At 72.1% G+C, this 20945-nt stretch carries 17 protein-coding genes; 16 read left to right on the top strand and 1 reads right to left on the bottom strand.

Translation table 11 applies throughout. The annotated features are described in order from the left end of the window. The first annotated feature begins 2 nt into the window (after positions 1-2). The 12 genes from M8I34_RS30910 to M8I34_RS30855 all read left to right on the top strand — a co-directional run bounded on the left by M8I34_RS30910 (position 3) and on the right by M8I34_RS30855 (position 14979). Positions 3-1289 carry a dihydroorotase gene (locus M8I34_RS30910; protein WP_250055016.1) on the top strand — a complete coding sequence of 429 codons (1287 nt, stop codon included), beginning with the start codon at positions 3-5 and terminating at the stop codon, positions 1287-1289. After that, positions 1286-1882, top strand: coding sequence for a hypothetical protein (locus M8I34_RS30905; RefSeq protein ID WP_250055014.1), 597 nt, complete (start codon positions 1286-1288; stop codon positions 1880-1882). Before M8I34_RS30910 ends, M8I34_RS30905 begins: the two co-directional genes overlap by 4 nt. After that, positions 1879-3060 (top strand): glutamine-hydrolyzing carbamoyl-phosphate synthase small subunit, encoded by a 1182-nt coding sequence (gene carA / locus M8I34_RS30900; protein ID WP_244415983.1) that lies wholly within the window; start codon positions 1879-1881, stop codon positions 3058-3060. The genes M8I34_RS30905 and carA overlap by 4 nt, the downstream gene beginning before the upstream one ends. After that, positions 3053-6364 carry a carbamoyl-phosphate synthase large subunit gene (carB, locus tag M8I34_RS30895; protein ID WP_250055012.1) on the top strand — a complete coding sequence of 1104 codons (3312 nt, stop codon included), beginning with the start codon at positions 3053-3055 and terminating at the stop codon, positions 6362-6364. Before carA ends, carB begins: the two co-directional genes overlap by 8 nt. Before the next feature lie 78 nt (positions 6365-6442). Beyond that, positions 6443-7552 (top strand): quinone-dependent dihydroorotate dehydrogenase, encoded by a 1110-nt coding sequence (locus M8I34_RS30890; protein ID WP_250055002.1) that lies wholly within the window; start codon positions 6443-6445, stop codon positions 7550-7552. Further along, positions 7549-8382: an orotidine-5'-phosphate decarboxylase gene (gene pyrF / locus M8I34_RS30885; protein ID WP_250055000.1), complete on the top strand. Its 834-nt coding sequence runs from the start codon at positions 7549-7551 to the stop codon at positions 8380-8382. Before M8I34_RS30890 ends, pyrF begins: the two co-directional genes overlap by 4 nt. A gap of 215 nt (positions 8383-8597) precedes the next feature. Then, complete coding sequence (locus M8I34_RS30880; RefSeq protein ID WP_006607450.1) at positions 8598-8921, top strand: integration host factor; 324 nt, start codon at positions 8598-8600, stop codon at positions 8919-8921. A 38-nt stretch (positions 8922-8959) separates the two neighbouring features. Further along, the gene (gene gmk / locus M8I34_RS30875; RefSeq protein ID WP_250054998.1) at positions 8960-9580 is read left to right on the top strand and encodes a guanylate kinase; all 621 of its coding nucleotides are present in this window, start codon (positions 8960-8962) and stop codon (positions 9578-9580) included. A 71-nt stretch (positions 9581-9651) separates the two neighbouring features. Further along, on the top strand, positions 9652-9924 hold the full coding sequence (rpoZ, locus tag M8I34_RS30870) for a DNA-directed RNA polymerase subunit omega (RefSeq protein ID WP_005319902.1): 273 nt from the start codon (positions 9652-9654) through the stop codon (positions 9922-9924). Positions 9925-10026: 102 nt separating this feature from the next. After that, positions 10027-11262 (top strand): bifunctional phosphopantothenoylcysteine decarboxylase/phosphopantothenate--cysteine ligase CoaBC, encoded by a 1236-nt coding sequence (gene coaBC, locus M8I34_RS30865; protein WP_250054996.1) that lies wholly within the window; start codon positions 10027-10029, stop codon positions 11260-11262. Positions 11263-11515: 253 nt separating this feature from the next. After that, complete coding sequence (gene metK / locus M8I34_RS30860; RefSeq protein ID WP_030987337.1) at positions 11516-12724, top strand: methionine adenosyltransferase; 1209 nt, start codon at positions 11516-11518, stop codon at positions 12722-12724. A gap of 116 nt (positions 12725-12840) precedes the next feature. Further along, positions 12841-14979 carry a primosomal protein N' gene (locus M8I34_RS30855; protein ID WP_250054994.1) on the top strand — a complete coding sequence of 713 codons (2139 nt, stop codon included), beginning with the start codon at positions 12841-12843 and terminating at the stop codon, positions 14977-14979. 458 nt (positions 14980-15437) lie between these two features. On the opposite strand, the gene M8I34_RS30850 is transcribed toward M8I34_RS30855, so the two are convergent. After that, positions 15438-15995: a hypothetical protein gene (locus M8I34_RS30850; protein WP_244415990.1), complete on the bottom strand. Its 558-nt coding sequence runs from the start codon at positions 15993-15995 to the stop codon at positions 15438-15440. A 249-nt stretch (positions 15996-16244) separates the two neighbouring features. Between M8I34_RS30850 and fmt the strand changes: the two genes are divergently transcribed. From fmt to M8I34_RS30830, 4 genes are all read left to right on the top strand, one after another. Then, positions 16245-17183, top strand: coding sequence for a methionyl-tRNA formyltransferase (fmt, locus tag M8I34_RS30845; protein WP_250054986.1), 939 nt, complete (start codon positions 16245-16247; stop codon positions 17181-17183). Between the two features lie 159 nt (positions 17184-17342). Further along, positions 17343-18776 (top strand): RsmB/NOP family class I SAM-dependent RNA methyltransferase, encoded by a 1434-nt coding sequence (locus M8I34_RS30840; protein ID WP_244415992.1) that lies wholly within the window; start codon positions 17343-17345, stop codon positions 18774-18776. A gap of 166 nt (positions 18777-18942) precedes the next feature. Continuing rightward, entirely contained in the window at positions 18943-19626 is a 684-nt protein-coding gene (gene rpe / locus M8I34_RS30835) for a ribulose-phosphate 3-epimerase (protein ID WP_250054984.1), read from the top strand. A gap of 222 nt (positions 19627-19848) precedes the next feature. Next, positions 19849-20865, top strand: coding sequence for a sugar-binding transcriptional regulator (locus tag M8I34_RS30830; RefSeq protein WP_250055105.1), 1017 nt, complete (start codon positions 19849-19851; stop codon positions 20863-20865). Positions 20866-20945: the final 80 nt, after the last annotated feature.

The following is a 20945-nucleotide window of genomic DNA, read 5'->3' as shown; positions in this document are numbered from 1 at the left end:
CCATGAGCAAGATCCTTATTCGCGGGGCGAAGATCCTCGGTGGCGAGCCGCAGGACGTGCTGATCGACGGTGAGACCGTCGCGGAGGTCGGCACCGGGCTGAGCGCCGAGGGCGCACAGGTCATCGAGGCGGACGGCAAGATCCTGCTGCCGGGCCTGGTCGATCTCCACACCCACCTGCGCGAGCCGGGCCGCGAGGACTCCGAGACCGTGCTGACCGGCACGAAGGCCGCTGCCGTCGGCGGCTTCACCGCCGTCCACGCCATGGCCAACACCTTCCCCGTCGCGGACACCGCGGGCGTCGTCGAGCAGGTCTGGCGGCTGGGCAAGGAGTCCGGCTACTGCGACGTCCAGCCCGTCGGTGCGGTCACCGTCGGCCTGGAGGGCAAGAAGCTCGCCGAGCTGGGCGCGATGCACGACTCCGCGGCCGGCGTCCGGGTCTTCTCCGACGACGGCAAGTGCGTGGACGACGCCGTGATCATGCGGCGCGCCCTGGAGTACGTGAAGGCCTTCGACGGGGTCGTGGCCCAGCACGCCCAGGAGCCCCGGCTCACCGAGGGCGCCCAGATGAACGAGGGCATCGTTTCGGCCGAGCTGGGCCTCGGTGGCTGGCCCGCGGTCGCCGAGGAGTCGATCATCGCCCGCGATGTGCTGCTGGCCGCGCACGTCGGCTCCCGCGTCCACATCTGCCACCTGTCGACGGCCGGCTCGGTCGAGATCGTCCGCTGGGCCAAGTCCAAGGGCTGGAACGTCACCGCCGAGGTCACCCCGCACCACCTGCTGCTCACCGACGAGCTCGTCCGCAGCTACAACCCCGTCTACAAGGTGAACCCGCCGCTGCGCACCGAGGCCGACGTCCTGGCGCTGCGCGAGGCGCTCGCCGACGGCACCATCGACTGCGTCGCCACCGACCACGCCCCGCACCCGCACGAGGACAAGGACTGCGAGTGGGGCGCGGCGGCCATGGGCATGGTCGGCCTGGAGACCGCGCTCTCCGTCGTCCAGCACACGATGGTCGACAGCGGACTGCTGGACTGGGCCGGCGTCGCCGACCGGATGTCCTTCCGCCCGGCGCACATCGGCCGCCTGGAGGGCCACGGCCGCCCCGTCTCGGCTGGTGAGCCCGCCAACCTCACACTGCTCGATTCCGCTTACCGTGGAGAGGTGGACCCCGCGGGCTTCGCCTCCCGCAGCCGCAACACCCCCTACGAGGGCCGTGAGCTGCCGGGGCGCGTCACCCACACCTTCCTGCGGGGCCGGGCAACGGTCGTCGACGGGAAGCTGGCGTGACTCCTCCACTGATCCACTTGGCCGAAGCGCAGAAGTCCGCGCCGGTCACCGACTGGGCCGCGCGGATCGGCTGGGTCGTCGGCCTGCTGGTCTTCATCGTCTTCGTCTACTGGCTGATGCGTCAGGGCTGGAAGTGGCGCGGCACGCTCCAGGGCGATCTGCCCGAGCTGCCCGCCACCCCGGAGAACCCCGGCTCCCCGCTGCTGACGCTGGCCGGCCGCTACCACGGGTCGACCACCGCCGGGCAGTGGCTCGACCGGATCGTGGCGCGCGGTCTGGGTACCCGCAGCCGCGCCGAGCTGACCCTCACCGGCCAGGGGCTGGACGTCGTACGGCCGGGCGCCGCGGACTTCTTCGTGCCGGCCGCCGCACTGCGCGGCGCCCGTCTGGACAAGGGCATCGCCGGCAAGGTCCTGACCGAGGGCGGCCTGCTGATCGTCACCTGGGAGCACGGCGGCCGGCAGATCGACTCCGGCTTCCGCTCCGACCGTGCGGACGAGCACCCGGCCTGGGTCGAGGCCCTCAACGAACTCAGCACCACCGAGCACCACACCAGCACCACCGAGCACACCGAAACGGAAGGCGCACGATGACGACCTCCACCAGGGGTACCGCCCACGGCACAAGGGGGCTCCCCGCCGTTCTCGTCCTGGAGGACGGCCGCAGCTTCCGCGGCCGCGCCTACGGGGCGGTGGGGGAGACCTTCGGCGAAGCGGTGTTCTCCACCGGCATGACCGGCTACCAGGAGACGCTGACCGACCCCTCGTACCACCGCCAGGTGGTCGTCATGACCGCCCCGCACATCGGCAACACCGGTGTGAACGACGAGGACCCCGAGTCGCAGCGGATCTGGGTCTCCGGTTATGTCGTCCGCGACCCCGCCCGTATCCCGTCCAACTGGCGCTCGGTGCGCTCGCTGGACGACGAGCTGGTCGCCCAGGGCGTCGTCGGCATCAGCGGGGTCGACACCCGGGCCCTGACCCGCCACCTGCGCGAGCGCGGTGCCATGCGGGTCGGCATCTTCTCCGGCGAGGCGCTGCCCGACGAGGGCACGATGCTGGCCAAGGTGCGCCAGGCCCCCGAGATGGAGGGCGCCGACCTCTCCACGCAGGTCGCCACCAAGGAGTCCTACGTCGTCCCGGCGATCGGCCCCGACGGCGCAGCCGTCCCGGTCGGTGCGGCGAAGTTCACCGTCGCCGCGATCGACCTGGGCATCAAGGGCATGACCCCGCACCGGATGGCCGAGCGCGGCATCGAGGTGCACGTCCTGCCCGCCACCGCCACCGTCGAGGACGTCTACGCGGTCAACCCGGACGGCGTGTTCTTCTCCAACGGCCCCGGCGACCCGGCCACCGCCGGCCACCCGGTCTCCGTCATGCAGGGCGTCCTGGAGCGCAGGACGCCGCTGTTCGGCATCTGCTTCGGCAACCAGATCCTGGGCCGCGCGCTGGGCTTCGGCACCTACAAGCTCAAGTACGGGCACCGCGGCATCAACCAGCCGGTGCAGGACCGTACGACCGGCAAGGTCGAGGTCACCGCGCACAACCACGGGTTCGCCGTCGACGCCCCGCTCGACAAGATCTCCGACACCCCCTTCGGCCGCGCCGAGGTCTCCCACGTCTGCCTGAACGACAACGTGGTGGAGGGTCTGCACCTCCTCGACCAGCCGGCCTTCAGCGTCCAGTACCACCCCGAAGCCGCCGCGGGTCCGCACGACGCCGCGTACCTCTTCGACCGCTTCGTTTCCCTGATGGAGGGCCAGCGTGCCTAAGCGCACCGATATCCAGTCCGTCCTGGTCATCGGCTCCGGCCCGATCGTCATCGGCCAGGCCGCCGAGTTCGACTACTCCGGCACCCAGGCCTGCCGGGTCCTCAAGTCCGAGGGCCTGCGCGTCATCCTGGTGAACTCCAACCCGGCGACGATCATGACCGACCCGGAGATCGCCGACGCCACCTACGTCGAGCCGATCACCCCGGACTTCGTCGAGAAGATCATCGCCAAGGAGCGCCCGGACGCGCTCCTGCCCACCCTGGGCGGCCAGACGGCCCTGAACACCGCGATCTCCCTGCACGAGTCCGGCACCCTCGACAAGTACGGCGTCGAGCTGATCGGCGCGAACGTCGAGGCGATCAACAAGGGCGAGGACCGCGACCTGTTCAAGGAGGTCGTGGAGGAAGTCCGCAAGAAGATCGGCCACGGCGAGTCCGCGCGCTCCTACATCTGCCACTCCATGGACGACGTCATGAAGGGCGTCGACGAGCTCGGCGGCTACCCCGTCGTCGTCCGTCCCTCCTTCACCATGGGCGGCGCCGGCTCCGGCTTCGCGCACAACGAGGAGGAGCTGCGCCGGATCGCCGGCCAGGGCCTGACGCTCTCGCCGACCACCGAGGTGCTCCTGGAGGAGTCCATCCTCGGCTGGAAGGAGTACGAGCTGGAGCTGATGCGCGACAAGAACGACAACGTCGTGGTCGTCTGCTCCATCGAGAACTTCGACCCGATGGGCGTGCACACCGGTGACTCGATCACCGTCGCCCCGGCGATGACGCTCACCGACCGTGAGTACCAGACCCTGCGGGACATCGGCATCGCGGTGATCCGCGAGGTCGGCGTCGACACCGGCGGCTGCAACATCCAGTTCGCGGTCAACCCCGAGGACGGCCGGGTCATCGTCATCGAGATGAACCCCCGCGTCTCGCGCTCGTCGGCGCTGGCGTCCAAGGCCACCGGCTTCCCGATCGCGAAGATCGCCGCCCGGCTCGCCGTCGGCTACACCCTCGACGAGATCCCCAACGACATCACCGAGAAGACCCCGGCCTCCTTCGAGCCGACCCTCGACTATGTCGTCGTCAAGGTGCCGCGCTTCGCCTTCGAGAAGTTCCCGGCCGCCGACGCCACCCTCACCACGACCATGAAGTCGGTCGGCGAGGCCATGGCCATCGGCCGCAACTTCCCCGAGGCGCTCAACAAGGCCCTGCGCTCCCTGGAGAAGAAGGGCAGCCAGTTCGACTTCGTCGGCGAGCCGGGCGAGAAGGCCGCGCTGCTGGAGAAGGCCCAGGTCCCCACCGACGGCCGGATCAACACCGTCATGGCGGCGATCCGGGCCGGTGCCACGCCCCAGGAGGTCTTCGACGCCACGAAGATCGACCCCTGGTTCGTCGACCAGCTCTTCCTCGTCAAGGAGATCGCGGACGAGATCGCGGCCGCCGAAAAGCTCCACCCGGAGATCCTTGCGGACGCAAAGCGCTACGGCTTCTCCGACGCCCAGATCGCCGCGATCCGGGGGCTGCGCGAGGACGTCGTCCGCGAGGTCCGGCACGCCCTCGGTGTCCGCCCGGTCTACAAGACGGTCGACACCTGCGCCGCCGAATTCGCCGCGAACACCCCGTACTTCTACTCCTCCTACGACGAGGAGAGCGAGGTCGCGCCCCGCGAGAAGCCGGCCGTGATCATCCTCGGCTCCGGGCCCAACCGCATCGGCCAGGGCATCGAGTTCGACTACTCCTGCGTCCACGCCTCGTTCGCGCTCAGCGACGCCGGCTACGAGACCGTGATGGTCAACTGCAACCCGGAGACCGTCTCCACGGACTACGACACCTCCGACCGGCTCTACTTCGAGCCGCTCACCCTGGAGGACGTCCTGGAGGTCGTGCACGCCGAGACCCAGGCGGGACCGGTCGCCGGCGTCATCGTCCAGCTCGGCGGGCAGACCCCGCTCGGCCTGGCGCAGGCGCTCAAGGACAACGGCGTGCCGATCGTCGGCACCTCGCCCGAGGCGATCGACCTCGCCGAGGAGCGCGGCGCCTTCGGCCGGGTGCTCACCGAGGCCGGGCTGCCCGCCCCCAAGTACGGCACCGCCTTCTCCTTCGACGAGGCCAAGCGGATCGCCACCGAGATCGGCTACCCGGTCATGGTCCGCCCGTCCTACGTGCTCGGCGGCCGCGGTATGGAGATCGTCTACGACGAGCCGTCGCTGGGCGAGTACCTCACCCGCCACGCCGGCCTGATCGACCGCCACCCGGTCCTCATCGACCGGTTCCTCGACGACGCCATCGAGATCGACGTCGACGCGCTCTACGACGGCACCGAGCTCTACCTCGGCGGCGTCATGGAGCACATCGAGGAGGCCGGCATCCACTCCGGCGACTCCGCCTGCGCGCTGCCCCCGATCACCCTCGGCGGCTTCGACATCAAGCGCCTGCGGGCCTCGACGGAGGCGATCGCCAAGGGCGTGGGCGTCCGCGGCCTGATCAACATCCAGTTCGCGATGGCCGGCGACATCCTCTACGTCCTGGAGGCCAACCCGCGCGCCTCCCGTACGGTGCCCTTCACCTCGAAGGCCACCGCGGTGCCGCTGGCCAAGGCCGCCGCCCGGATCTCGCTGGGCGCCACCATCGCCGAGCTGCGCGCCGAGGGCATGCTGCCCAGGACCGGCGACGGCGGCACCCTGCCGCTGGACGCCCCGATCTCCGTCAAGGAAGCCGTGATGCCCTGGTCGCGGTTCCGCGACATCCACGGCCGCGGTGTGGACACCATCCTCGGCCCGGAGATGCGCTCCACCGGCGAGGTCATGGGCATCGACTCGGTCTTCGGCACCGCCTACGCCAAGTCGCAGACCGGCGCCTACGGGGCACTGCCCACCAAGGGCCGCGCCTTCGTCTCCGTCGCCAACCGCGACAAGCGCTCGATGATCTTCCCGGCCCGTGAGCTGGTCGCGCACGGCTTCGAGCTGCTCGCCACCTCCGGCACCGCCGAGGTGCTGCGCCGCAACGGCATCAACGCCACCGTGGTGCGCAAGCAGTCCGAGGGCGAGGGCCCGGACGGTGAGAAGACCATCGTCCAGCTGATCCACGACGGCCAGGTCGACCTGATCGTCAACACCCCCTACGGCACCGGCGGCCGGCTGGACGGCTACGACATCCGCACCGCCGCGGTGGCCCGCGCCGTCCCCTGCCTGACCACGGTCCAGGCGCTGGCGGCCGCGGTCCAGGGCATCGAGGCCATGTCCCGCGGTGATGTGGGCGTGCGTTCCCTCCAGGAACACGCCGAACATCTCACCGCGGCCCGCGCGGAGTAGCGGCCAGGAGGGGGACACCGACGCGGTGTCCCCCTCTTCGTGCCCCCTCGCTCCTCACCCCGGAAGGCCCACCCGACGATGTACCGCCTCTTCTTCCACCTGATCTTCAAGCGCATGGACCCCGAGCAGGCCCACCACCTGGCCTTCCGCTGGATCCAGCTGGCCGTGCGCCTCCCCGTGCTGCGCACCTTCCTGGCGGCCGCCCTCGCGCCCCGCTACAAGGAGCTGCGCACCGAGGCCCTGGGCCGCCGGATGCACGGCCCCTTCGGCCTGGCCGCCGGCTTCGACAAGAACGCCGTCGCCATCGACGGGATGACCATGCTCGGCTTTGACCACGTCGAGATCGGCACGGTCACCGCCCAGCCGCAGCCCGGCAACCCCAAGAAGCGCCTGTTCCGGCTCGTACCGGACCGCGCGCTGATCAACCGGATGGGCTTCAACAACGACGGCTCCGCGTCCGTGGCGGCCCGTCTGGCCGCCCGCAACCCCGTCTTCCCGGCCACCGTCGGCGTCAACATCGGCAAGACCAAGGTCGTACCGGAGGCCGAGGCCACCGCCGACTACGTCACCTCCACCGAGCGCCTCGCCCGGCACGCCGACTACCTGGTGGTCAACGTCTCCTCCCCGAACACCCCGGGGCTGCGCAACCTCCAGGCCGTCGACCACCTCCGCCCGCTGCTGACGGCCGTACGCGAGGCCGCCGACCGCACGGTCACCGAGCGCCGGGTCCCGCTGCTGGTCAAGATCGCTCCCGACCTCGCCGACGCGGACGTGGACGCGGTCGCCGACCTGGCCGTCGAGCTGGGCCTGGACGGGATCATCGCCACCAACACCACCATCGCCCGCGAGGGCCTCGGCCTGACCTCCGACCCCCGGCTGGTCGCCGAGACCGGCGGACTCTCCGGCGCGCCCGTCAAGGAGCGCTCCCTGGAGGTCCTGCGCCGCCTCTACGCCCGGGTCGGCGACAAGATCACCCTCATCGGGGTGGGCGGCATCGAGAACGCCGAGGACGCCTGGCAGCGCATCCTCGCCGGCGCCACCCTCGTCCAGGGCTACACCGCCTTCATCTACCAGGGCCCGTTCTGGTGCCGCGCGATCCACAAGGGCCTCGCCGCCCGGCTGCGCAACAGCCCGTACGCCACCCTCGCCGACGCCGTCGGCGCCGAGCACAAGAAGGTGACCGCATGACCGAGCCCTTCGGCATCCGCCTGCGCCGCGCCATGGACGAGCGCGGGCCGCTCTGCGTCGGCATCGACCCGCACGCCTCGCTGCTGGCCGACTGGGGCCTGAACGACGATGTCGCGGGCCTGGCGCGGTTCACCCGGACCGTCGTGGAGTCCCTCGGCGAGACGGTGGCCGTCTTCAAGCCACAGTCCGCGTTCTTCGAGCGCTTCGGCTCACGCGGCCTCGCCGTACTGGAGACCGCCGTCGAGGAGGCGCGCGAGCGCGGCGCCCTGGTCCTGATGGACGCCAAGCGCGGCGACATCGGCTCGACCATGGCCGCCTACGCCGAGACCTACCTGCGCAAGGACTCGCCGCTGTTCTCCGACGCGCTCACCGTGTCTCCGTACCTCGGCTACGGCTCGCTGAAGCCGGCCGTCGACCTGGCACGCGAGAGCGGCGCCGGGCTCTTCGTCCTCGCCCTCACCTCCAACCCGGAGGGCGCCGAGGTCCAGCGGGCGGTGCGCGAGGACGGCCGCACGCTCGCCGCGACCATGCTCGGCCACCTCGCGGCCGAGAACGCCGGTGCCGAGCCGCTGGGCTCCTTCGGCGCGGTCGTCGGCGCCACGCTCGGCGATCTCTCCTCGTTCGACCTGGCGATCAACGGCCCGCTGCTCGCACCCGGCATCGGTGCCCAGGGCGCCACCCCCGCCGACCTCCCGAAGGTCTTCGGTGAAGCCGTGCGCAACGTCGTCCCGAGCGTCAGCCGGGGGGTGCTGCGGCACGGCCCGGACGCCGCAGCTCTGCGCGACGCGGCGGCCCGATTCGCCGAGGAAGTGCGCACCGCGCTCGATTGAGAGCCTTCCGACGGGGACTTTGGTCCCGAATTGTCCTGGTCAGCAGAGTCTGACCAGGACTTTTCGCTTGTTCTCGCTGACTCCGGCGCCCTCTGGCGCTAGTCTCCGACGAGAGCACTGCACGTAAGCGCGTTGCTCGTTGCTCCGCTGTTGCGGGGCGACTAGGTTCCACACCGGTCCGTATCCGACAGTTCGACATCCGAGGTGACGTAGGCGTGGCTCTTCCGCCCCTTACCCCTGAACAGCGCGCAGCCGCGCTCGAGAAGGCCGCCGCGGCTCGCCGGGAGCGCGCCGAGGTCAAGAATCGGCTCAAGCACTCCGGTGCTTCCCTCCATGAGGTCATCAAGCAGGGCCAGGAGAACGACGTCATCGGCAAGATGAAGGTCTCCGCGCTCCTTGAGTCCCTGCCGGGCGTCGGCAAGGTCCGCGCCAAGCAGATCATGGAGCGACTCGGGATCTCCGAGAGCCGCCGAGTCCGGGGTCTTGGCTCCAACCAGATCGCGTCGCTGGAGCGCGAGTTCGGCAGCACTGCTTCCTGAATTTTCCGGCATCACCGGGAAGCTGGAATAATCGCTGCATGAGTTCTGCAGTCTCCGGGGGGACGACCCCCGCGCCCCCGGCCAGACAACCGCGACTGACCGTGCTCTCCGGCCCCTCCGGGGTCGGCAAGAGCACGGTCGTCGCGCATATGCGCAAGGTCCACCCCGAGGTCTGGCTCTCGGTTTCGGCCACCACCCGCAAGCCGCGGCCCGGGGAGCGGTACGGCGTCCACTACTTCTTCGTCGACGACGGAGAATTCGACAAGCTCATCGCCAACGGCGAGCTGCTCGAGTGGGCGGAGTTCGCGGGCAACCGCTACGGCACCCCCCGCAAGGCGGTGCTGGACCGCCTGGAGGCCGGGGAGCCGGTCCTGCTGGAGATCGACCTCCAGGGCGCCCGCCAGGTCCGCGAGTCCATGCCGGAGGCGAATCTGGTCTTCCTGGCCCCGCCGAGCTGGGACGAGCTGGTCCGCCGGCTCACCGGCCGGGGCACGGAGGCGCCGGAGGTCATCGAGCGTCGGCTGGCCGCCGCCAGGGTCGAGCTGGCAGCGGAGAAAGAGTTCGATGTGACGCTTGTCAACACCTCCGTCGAGGACGTCAGCCGTGAGCTGCTAGCCTTGATGCTGAATCGATCCGGAGACCAGAACTCCAGCGGCTGACCGCGAAGCTCCCCGGATCGTCCGAGACTTTTCGCTACACCCCCGCTTCATCCCCCTTCGGAAGGTAGAGAGTGTCCTCTTCCATCACTGCACCCGAGGGCATCATCAACCCGCCCATTGATGAGCTTCTCGAGGCCACGGATTCGAAGTACAGCCTGGTGATCTACGCCGCCAAGCGCGCGCGTCAGATCAACGCGTACTACTCGCAGCTCGGCGAGGGCCTGCTCGAGTACGTCGGCCCGCTCGTGGACACCCACGTCCACGAGAAGCCCCTGTCGATCGCGCTCCGCGAGATCAACGCGGGTCTGCTGACCTCCGAGGCCATCGAGGGCCCGGCTCAGTAAGCAGCGGAACGCATTCACCAAGGGCCCGGCGGCGCGACCGCCGGGCCCTTGGTGTGTCATAGGGGCATACGGACGGACCTAGGTCAGGGGAGCGGCGAAGCGATGGACGAGCGTGAGCGGGAGCGGCCCAGGGTCGTCCTGGGGGTCAGCGGCGGAATCGCCGCGTACAAGGCGTGTGAGCTGCTGCGGCGGCTGACCGAGTCCGGGCACGACGTACGGGTCGTGCCGACCGCCTCGGCGCTGCACTTCGTCGGCGAGGCCACCTGGTCGGCGCTGTCCGGCAACCCGGCCACCACCGAGGTCTGGGAGTCCGTCCACGAGGTCCCGCACGTCCGTATCGGCCAGGCCGCCGATCTCGTCGTGGTCGCCCCCGCCACCGCCGACCTGCTCGCCAAGGCCGCCCACGGCCTCGCCGACGACCTGCTGACCAACACCCTGCTCACCGCGCGCTGCCCGGTGGTGTTCGCCCCGGCGATGCACACCGAGATGTGGGAGAACCCCGCCACCCAGGAGAACGTCGCCACGCTGCGCCGCCGTGGCGCGCTCGTCATCGACCCGGCCGTCGGCCGGCTGACCGGCGTCGACACCGGCAAGGGCCGCTTCCCCGACCCGGCCGCGATCTTCGAATTCTGCCGCCGGGTGCTGGCCCGCGGCCCACGGGCGGCGGAGCAGGATCTGGCCGGCCGCCATGTCGTGGTCAGCGCGGGCGGCACCCGCGAGCCGCTGGACCCCGTCCGCTACCTGGGCAACCGTTCCTCCGGCAAGCAGGGCTATGCGCTCGCCGGTACGGCGGCGGCCCGCGGTGCCCGGGTCACCCTCGTCGCCGGCAACACCGAGCTGCCGGATCCGGCCGGTGTGGACGTGATCCACATCGGCACGGCCCGTCAGCTCCACGAGGCCGTGCTGAAGGCCGCCGCGGACGCCGATGCCGTGGTCATGGCGGCCGCGGTCGCCGATTTCCGGCCCGCCGTCTACACCACCGGCAAGATCAAGAAGGTCGACGGCCAGGACCCGGAACCAGTCACTCTGGTGCGAAATCCGGACATCCTCGCTGAGATCTCCGCCGAGCGCGCCCGCCCCGGTCAGCTCGTGGTCGGCTTCGCCGCGGAGACCGACGACGTGCTCGCCAACGGCCGCGCCAAGCTCGCCCGCAAGGGCTGTGACCTGCTGGTCGTCAATGAGGTCGGGGAAACCAAGGCGTTCGGCTCGGACGGGAACGAAGCGGTGATCCTGGCGGCCGACGGAACCGAGACCCCGGTCCCGTACGGCCCCAAGGAAGCCCTGGCCGACACGGTCTGGGACCTGGTCGCCCCGCGCCTGGCCGAGACTCGCCCCTGACGTGCCCGTACAGGCCGCGGAATCACTCCACCGGCCCCCTAAAATCCGGCATGCCCCCTTGACCAGGCCCATGCTCAACGTGATCGTCCTACCGTGGGCCGCGGTGTCCCAGGTCACAGGGGGTCCATAAATCGAGACCGCGTGCCCGAACACCGCACACGACCGATAAACTGGCGAGTGGATCGGGCCGAGCGCAGCTCTCGGCCCTTCCGCCAATGATCAGCCAGCAGCCGCTGCAACCCCAGGGAGCGATGTGTCCCGCCGCCTGTTCACCTCGGAGTCCGTGACCGAGGGCCACCCTGACAAGATCGCTGACCAGATCAGCGACACCATTCTCGACGCGCTCCTCAAGGAAGACCCGACGTCCCGGGTCGCCGTGGAGACGTTGATCACCACCGGCCTGGTGCATGTGGCCGGCGAGGTGACGACGAAGGCGTACGCCGACATCCCCAATCTCGTCCGCAACAAGATCCTGGACATCGGCTACGACTCGTCCAAGAAGGGCTTCGACGGCGCTTCCTGTGGCGTCTCGGTGTCCATCGGCGCGCAGTCCCCGGACATCGCCCAGGGTGTCGACACCGCGTACGAGAACCGCGTCGAGGGCGATGACGACGAGCTGGACAAGCAGGGCGCCGGCGACCAGGGCCTGATGTTCGGCTACGCCTGCGACGAGACCCCGGAGCTGATGCCGCTCCCGATCAACCTCGCGCACCGGCTCTCCCGCCGTCTCTCCGAGGTCCGCAAGAACGGCACCATTCCTTACCTCCGTCCCGACGGCAAGACCCAGGTCACCATCGAGTACGACGGCCACAAGGCCGTCCGCCTCGACACCGTCGTGGTCTCCTCGCAGCACGCCAGCGACATCGACCTCGACTCGCTCCTGGCACCCGACATCCGCGAGTTCGTCGTCGAGCACGTCCTCAACCAGCTCGTCGAGGACGGCATCAAGCTGGACACCGACGGCTACCGCCTGCTGGTCAACCCGACCGGGCGCTTCGAGATCGGCGGCCCGATGGGTGACGCCGGCCTCACCGGCCGCAAGATCATCATCGACACCTACGGCGGCATGGCCCGCCACGGTGGCGGCGCCTTCTCCGGCAAGGACCCGTCCAAGGTCGACCGTTCGGCCGCCTACGCGATGCGCTGGGTCGCCAAGAACGTCGTCGCCGCCGGCCTCGCGGCCCGCTGCGAGGTCCAGGTCGCGTACGCGATCGGCAAGGCCGAGCCGGTCGGTCTCTTCGTCGAGACCTTCGGCACGGCCACCGTCGACACGGACAAGATCGAACAGGCCATCGCCGAGGTCTTCGACCTCCGCCCGGCCGCGATCATCCGCGACCTCAACCTGCTCCGCCCCATCTACGCGGAGACCGCCGCCTACGGCCACTTCGGCCGTGAGCTGGAGGACTTCACCTGGGAGCGCACGGACCGGGTGGAGGCGCTGAAGAAGGCTGCGGGGCTGTAAGTCCCCCCGCACGCCACTCGCTGTGAGCACGGCCCCGGACCGCTTGGCGGTCCGGGGCCGTCGGCTGTCCACAGGGCGCCGCGCGCTGTCGGTGCCGTCTGCTAAGACTTGATGCTGTGAGCAGGGAGAACGGGCGACCGGAGGCGGGGGCGGCGGGTGCGGGCGAGCAGTTGGCCCTCATCCGGGAGGCCGTGCGGGAGACCAAGGCGGAGCGGGCGAAGCCGCGGACGTGGCGGGGGGCCGAGCTGGCCGCCGGGCTGCCGGTGGCGCGGGTGCTGGTCGACAAGGGGCTGGTGCACCTCGACCGGTATTTCGACTACGCGGTGCCCGCGGCGATGGATGCCGAGGCGCAGCCCGGGGTGCGGGTGCGGGTGCGGTTCGGGGCGGGCGAGAAGGGCGGCCGCCGTGAGGGCGGCAAGCTGGTCAGCGGGTACATCGTCGAGCGGGCCGCGGAGAGCGACTACCGGGGGGTGCTCGCCCCGATCGCGCAGGTGCTGTCGTCCGAGCGGGTGCTGACGCCCGAGCTGCTGGGGCTGTGCCGGGCGGTGGCGGACCGCTATGCCGGGACGCTCGCCGATGTGGTGCAGCTGGCGGTGCCGCCGCGGCGGGCCCGGGCGGAGGCCAAGCCGTCGCCTGCGCCACTGCCGCCCAACGCGCCGCCGGAGCCCGGTAGTTGGGAGCGGTACGGAGCAGGACCCGGGTTCCTGGCGGCGCTGACGCGGGGGGACGCGCCGCGCGCGGTGTGGACGGCGCTGCCCGGGGCGACCTGGCCCGGGGAGCTGGCGCGGGCGGCGGCCGCGGCGCTGGCGGGCGGGCGTGGTGCGCTGGTGGTGGTGCCGGACGGGCGCGCCGCGGCGCGGGTGGACGCGGCGCTCGGCGAGCTGATCGGGGAGGGCCGGCATGTGCTGCTGGCCGCCGATGCCGGGCCCGAGGAGCGCTATCGCCGCTGGCTGGCGGTCAGCCGTGGTGCGGTGCGCGCCGTGGTCGGGACCCGGGCGGCGATGTTCGCGCCGGTTGCCGACCTGGGGCTGGTCGCCCTGTGGGACGACGGGGACGCCAGCCACAGTGATCCGCATGCCCCTCAGCCGCATGCCCGCGAGGTCCTCATCCAGCGGTCGGTCAACGAGCGCGCCGGGTTTCTGCTGGGCGGGCTGAGCTGCACGGTCGAGGCGGCCCAGCTGGTCGAGACGGGCTGGGCGCGCCCGCTGGCCGCCGAGCGCGAGCAGGTGCGGGCCGCGGCGCCCCTGGTGCGTACGGTCAGCGACGGTGACGAGGCGCGGGATGCCGCCGCGCGCGCCGCCCGGCTGCCGTCGATGGCCTGGCAGGTGGTGCGCGAGGGCCTCAAGCACGGACCGGTGCTCGTCCAGGTGCCGCGCCGCGGATATGCGCCCCGGCTGGCCTGCGAACGGTGCCGTACCCCCGCGCGCTGCCGGGCCTGCGCGGGTCCGCTGGAGTCACAGGAGGCGGGGGAGCTGGCTTGTGCCTGGTGCGGCCGTCCGGAGCCGGACTGGCACTGTGCCGAGTGCGGCGGCGCGCGGCTGCGGGCCCAGATCGTGGGGGCGCGGCGGACGGCGGAGGAGCTGGGCCGGGTGTTTCCCTCGGTCCCGGTGCGCACCTCGGGGCGTGATCATGTGCTGGTCACGGTTCCGGGTGCCCCCGCGCTCGTGGTGAGCACCCCGGGCGCCGAGCCGGTGGCCGAGGAGGGCGGATACGCGGCGGCGCTGCTGCTGGACGGCTGGGCGCTGCTGGGGCGGCCGGATCTGCGGGCGGGGGAGGAGGCGCTGCGCCGCTGGCTGGGCGCCGCCGCGCTGGTCCGTGGCCAGGCGGAGGGCGGCACCGTCGCGGTGATCGCGGAACCGACGCTGCGGCCGGTGCAGGCGCTGGTGCGCTGGGATCCGGTCGGCCATGCGGTCCGCGAGCTGGCCGAGCGGGCCGAGCTGGGTTTCCCTCCGGTGTCCCGGATGGCTTCCGTGGCCGGCCGCGCCGAGGATGTCGTCGAGCTGCTGCGGGACGCCGAACTCCCGGCGGACGCCGAGGTGTTGGGGCCCGTACCGCTGCCGGTGCCGGACCCCGGCCGCCCGCGCCGGCCGGGTGACCCTCCGCCCGGCGAGCAGTGGGAACGTGCACTGGTACGCGTCCGTCCCGGCCAGGGCGCGGCCCTCGCCGCGGCGCTCAAGGCCGCCCGCGCGGCCCGGCTGGTCAAGCGGGAGGGGGAGGCCGTACGGGTCCGGATCGATCCGCCCGATCTGGGGTGAGGGCCGATGAGCGGGGCGGCGGGTGAGGGCCGGGGTGGCGGGCGAAGCCGGGCGGTCGTGGAGCCGGCGGGGGCGTCGTCCGGCCCGGGGGAGTCCGCCGCACCGCGGTGAGAGAGGCGCGGGCGCTCCGGCCGTGGCACCGTCGCCGGGAGCCGGGAGCCGGGAGCCGGGAGCCGGGAGCCGGGAGCCGGGAGCCGGGAGCCGGGAGCCGGGAGCCGGGAGCCGGGAGCCGGGAGCCGGGAGCCGGGGGGAGCCCGGAGCGGGAGCCGGGATGTACGGAGCCGGGACGGGACGCCCGGGTGATGCACGGAGACGAAGCGGGACGCCCGGGTGATGACGTGACGGCATGTCGCCCTTCGGTCTCCGGACATGGCGCCGCCCCGGGACCGATGTCAGTGGGTGGTCCCAGGGCGTTGGCGAGCGACGGGGGAGCGGTGGGCGCTCGGTGCCGGGGTGGTTCAGCCGTTGCGGGGGCCGGGGAAGGCGCCCGGGCGGGCCGGCTCGTCGCGGGAGACCGCGGAGGGCTGGGCGGGCATGGAGCGGGCGGCCGGGACGGCCGCGGAACCGGGCAGGCCCGCGGCCATGGTCACCGCGCGGGTCGCGGCGGCGGCATCGGACGAACGCACCGTCGGCTCACCGCCGTTGGTCTCCGCGCTGGGCTGTGCGGCGGCTCTGCGGGCACCGTAACGGCGGTGCACCGCCTGTTTGGTGACGCCGAGTGCCGAGCCCACCGCGTCCCAGGAGAATCCCAGCGAACGGTCGAAATCGACCGCGGCCGTGACGAGTGTTTCGACGCTGTCCCGTAGTTCCTGGGCGAGGCGCACCGTCGGGGCGGGGGCGCGTCCGTAGACGACGAAGCCCGCGGAGGGCCCCGTGCGCCGCGGCCGGTAGACGTTGCCGAGCTGCGCGGTCAGCGTGCGCAGGGCGTCCACCTGCCGGCGCACCCGCTCGATGTCCCGCACCAGGAGATGCAGGCTGGCGCGCGCCTGGGCGTCGTGGGTTGCGTGGTCGGCCATGAGCAAGCCTCTCGAACCGGCGTGGAAAAGGAAGGGTGAAAGCGAGCGGGCCGCCAAAGCGGCCCGGTCGGGTCAATGCTGTTTGACCAACGCGACAGCAGCGGCTCTGGTCACGGTATGGGGGCGCACGAGCTTCCGTACGAGGCGCGGGAAATATTGCACGCCCCCCGGATCCACCACCCATGGCCTGGGACGGGACCCATAGACTGGTGTGTCGTTCCGTTGCGTGTGAGAGGTAGTTCGCCACCCATGAGGCTTGTCTTCGCCGGCACCCCCGAGGTTGCCGTACCCGCCCTCGATGCCCTGATCGCCTCGGACCGGCACGAGGTCGTGGCCGTCGTCACCCGGCCCGACGCGCCGGCCGGACGCGGCCGGAAGCTGGTCGCCAGCCCGGTGGCGGAGCGTGCGGAGGAGGCGGGCATCGAGGTGCTCAAGCCCGTCAAGCCGCGCGACGAGGACTTTCTGGCCCGGCTGCGGGAGATCGCGCCGGACTGCTGCCCGGTGGTCGCCTATGGTGCGCTGCTGCCGAAGTCCGCGCTCGACATTCCCGCCAAGGGGTGGGTCAATCTGCACTTCTCGCTGCTGCCCGCATGGCGGGGCGCGGCGCCCGTGCAGCATGCGGTGCTGGCGGGGGACGAGGTGACCGGCGCCTCGACGTTCCAGATCGAGACCGGACTGGACTCCGGCCCGGTATTCGGGGTGCTGACCGAGGAGGTCCGGCCGACGGACACCAGCGGCGATCTGCTCACCCGGCTGGCGTTCGCCGGTTCCGGGCTGCTCGTGGCGACGATGGACGGCATCGAGGACGGCACGCTGGAGGCGGTGCCGCAGCCGGCCGAGGGCGTCACGCTCGCGCCGAAGATCGAGGTCGAGGACGCCAAGGTGGACTGGACGGCGCCCGCGCTGCGGGTCGACCGGGTGATCCGCGGTTGTGCGCCCGCGCCCGGGGCCTGGACGGTGTTCCGCGGTGAGCGCCTCAAGCTGATGTCGGCCGCCTCCGCCGCGGGCCACACCGAGCCGTCGCCGGCGCCCGGCGAACTCGCCGTCACGAAGAAGGCGGTGTACGTCGGCACCGGCAGTCATCCTGTCGAACTCGTCTGGGTCCAGCCGCAGGGCAAGAAGCCCATGAAGGCGGCGGACTGGGCGCGCGGGGTGCGTATCGAGGGCGGGGAACGGCTGGGGGACTGAGCCCCGGCCGCCGGAATTCGCCCCCGGAGCCGCCCCTGTCCCGGGGCCTGTTGCCGCCGGGCGGCGGCCCGGTCCGCCGTCCGGCCTCCCGCGCGCTCCGGCCGCGCGCCCGCGTAGGCTGGGACGGACCCCTCATCTCGTACCCGGAGCACCTTTTCTGTGAGTCAGCAGCCGCGTCGCCGCCCCAGCAAGCCCTATCGCCGCCCGCAGAAGGACCCGGTCAGGATCCTCGCGTTCGAGGCGTTGCGGGCCGTCGACGAGCGGGACGCGTACGCGAATCTCGTGCTGCCGCCGTTGCTGCGCAAGGCGCGTGAGGGCGGCGACTTCGATGCCCGGGACGCGGCGCTGGCGACGGAGTTGGTCTACGGGTCGCTGCGGCGGCAGGGGACGTATGACGCGATCATCGCGCAGTGCGTGGACCGCCCGCTGCGGGAGGTGGACCCGCCGGTCCTGGACGTGCTGACCCTCGGGGCGCACCAGTTGCTCGGCACCAGGATTCCGACCCATGCCGCGGTGAGTGCCAGCGTCGAGCTGGCGCGGGTGGTGCTGGGCGACGGGCGGGCGAAGTTCGTCAACGCGGTGCTGCGCAAGATCGCGGCCCATGACCTGGACGGCTGGCTGGAGCGGGTCGCCCCGGAGTACGACGAGGACCCCGAGGACCACCTCGGCATCGTGCATGCGCACCCCCGCTGGATCGTCTCGGCGCTGTGGGACGCGCTCGGCGGCGGCCGGGCCGGCATCGAGGACCTGCTGGAGGCGGACAACGAACGCCCCGAGGTGACGTTGGTGGCCCGGCCCGGCCGGTCCACCGCCGAGGAACTGCTGGCGGTGGTGGGCGAGGACAGCGCGCTGCCCGGGCGCTGGTCCCCGTATGCGGTACGGCTCGCGGAAGGCGGCGAGCCGGGCGCCCTGGACCCGGTCCGCGAGGGGCGCGCCGGGGTGCAGGACGAGGGCAGCCAGCTCGTCGCCCTCGCGCTGGCGAACGCGCCCGTGGAGGGCCCCGACCGCGCCTGGCTCGACGGCTGTGCGGGCCCCGGCGGCAAGGCGGCGCTGCTGGCGGCGCTCGCGGCGCAGCGTGGTGCCGCCCTGCTGGCGTCGGAGAAGCAGCCGCACCGCGCACGTCTGGTGGCACGGGCGCTGGAGGGCAACCCCGGCCCGTACGCGGTCATCGCCGCCGACGGCACCCGCCCCGCCTGGCAGCCCGCCGCCTTCGACCGGGTCCTGGTGGACGTGCCGTGCACCGGCCTGGGCGCGCTGCGCCGGCGGCCGGAGGCGCGCTGGCGGCGTCGTCCCGAGGACCTGGACGGGTTCGCCCCGCTCCAGCGCGAGCTGCTGCGGCAGGCACTCGCAGCGGTGCGGGTCGGCGGTGTCGTCGGCTATGCGACCTGCTCGCCGCATCCCGCCGAGACCCGGGCCGTGGTGGACGACGTCCTCAAGGGGCGGGGCGGCGAGCCGGTGCAGGTGGAGTGGGTCGACGCCCGGCCCCTGATGCCCGGCGTACCGGCCCTGGGCGACGGCCCGGACGTCCAGCTGTGGCCGCATCTGCACGGCACGGACGCGATGTATCTGGCGCTGCTGCGACGGACGGGCTGAGCGCGGCGGGCCGCGGCCGCCGGCAGCGTCACGCGGCGGTCGACGGCTCCCGTCGCCGGCCGCCGCAACGCGCCGCCGGATCGCGCCTGAGCCCCCTCCGGCATCCGTCCCGGTCCCGTTCCGTCCCGCCTGCCTCCGCCCCCGGCCCGCACGCCATACTGGGGGCATGGCCTTGATCAACCCCAGCATCCTGTCCGCAGACTTCGCCCGCCTCGCCGAGGAGGCGCGGGCCGTCAAGGGCGCCGACTGGCTGCACGTCGACGTCATGGACAACCACTTCGTCCCGAATCTCACCCTGGGCGTGCCGGTGGTCGAGTCGCTGAGCAAGGCGACCGACACCCCCCTCGATCTGCATCTGATGATCGAGGACCCGGACCGCTGGGCGCCGCAGTACATCGAGGCCGGGGCCGGTTCGGTGACCTTCCATGTGGAGGCGGCGGCCGCGCCGGTGCGGCTGGCGCGGGAGATCCGGGCCAAGGGCGCACGGGCATCGATGGCGCTGAAGCCGGCCACGCCGATCGAGCCGTACGAGGATCTGCTCCCCGAGCTCGACATGCTGCTGATCATGACCGTGGAGCCCGGCTTCGGCGGTCAGGCGTTCCTGGACATCATGCTTCCGAAGATCCGCCGCACCCGTGAGCTGATCTCCCGGCACGGTCTGGAGCTGGCGCTCCAGGTGGACGGCGGGGTCTCGGCGGAGACCATCGAACGGTGCGCGGAGGCGGGCGCCGATGTGTTCGTGGCGGGCTCCGCGGTGTACGGCGCGGACGACCCGGCGAAGGCGGTCCGGGACCTGCGCGAGAAGGCCGAGACGGCGACCGCGGCAGCGGGCTGGGGCTGCCTGCACTGACGGCGGCCGGCGGGGACGGGCGGGCGGTCCGTCTGATTCACGCCACGGAAATCCGTCCGTGGCGGGGCCGTGCCGCCCGTTGTACGTGGCGCAACCCAGCGTTCACGAGGTCGGGGCGGTCGTGGTCCCCGTTGCCGCCGGGTTTCTGAAAGGATGAGCAAAGACTCGATCAGATGCGCAAAAGGGGAGAATTTCGTGGTAGCCAGCCGCCCACAGTCCGGAATGGGCCCTGCCGAGCTGGTGCAGGCCGCGGCCATGGCCCGCCGTTTCTATCTTGAGAACAAGTCGAAGATCCAGATCGCGGAGGAATTCGGCGTCAGCCGGTTCAAGGTCGCGCGGGTGCTGGAGACCGCCCTGGAGCGCGATCTCGTACGGATCGAGATCCGGGTGCCCTCCGAGCTGGACGCCGAACGCTCCGACGCCCTGCGGGCCCGCTACGGCCTGCGGCACGCGGTGGTCGTCGAGTCCCCCGCGGACGCTCCCCCCGCCTTCGGCGGCCAGACCCCGCCCGATGACGCCGCCGACCCCGAGAACCTCGGCGAGGTCGCGGCCGACCTCCTCGGCGAGCTGGTCACCGAGGGCGATGTGCTCGGGCTGGCCTGGGGCCGGTCGACCATTCACATGGCGGCCGCGCTGCACCACCTCCCGCCGTGCACCGTCGTGCAGTTGACCGGTGTCTACGACGCGGGCACCGCCGACCGCGGGTCGGTCGAGGCGGTGCGCCGTGCGGCCGATGTCGCCGGCGGCGAGGCGCACCCGATCTATGCGCCGATGCTGCTGCCCGACTCGGCGACCGCCGAGGCGCTGCGCCGCCAGACCGGTATCGCCCGCGCCTTCGACTACTTCGACAAGGTCACCGTGGCCTGTGTCTCCATCGGTTCCTGGGAGCCGGGCGTCTCCACCGTCTACGACATGCTCTCGGAGCAGGAGCGGGAGCACTACGCCTCGCTGGGTGCGGCCGCCGAGATGTCGGCGCACCTCTTCGACACCGAGGGACGGCGGATCGGCCGGGACCTCGGCGAGCGGTGCATCACCGTCGAGGCGGACCGGCTGCGCCGCATCCCGGAGGTCGTCGCCATCGCCGGTGGCCGGCGCAAGGCCGACGCGATCGGCGCGGTCCTGCGCTCCGGGCTGGTGACGAGCCTGGTCACGGACACCGCCGCCGCCGACCATCTGCTGCTGGAGACCGGCCCCGGCCCGCGCCCCGCACTGGACCGGGCGGACCCTGACGGGGCGTGACCTCCGCCGCAGCGTGACCCGGCGCGGGGGACAGCGGGCGTCCGCCCGCGGCCCCGCCCCCGGGCGCCCCGGACGCCGTC

Origin of the sequence: Streptomyces sp. MCA2 (genome assembly GCF_023544705.1) — a bacterium.
GTDB classification, from domain to species: domain Bacteria; phylum Actinomycetota; class Actinomycetes; order Streptomycetales; family Streptomycetaceae; genus Streptomyces; species Streptomyces decoyicus.
Note: the sequence above shows the minus strand (reverse complement) of the source record. Positions and strands in the feature narration are given on the sequence as shown.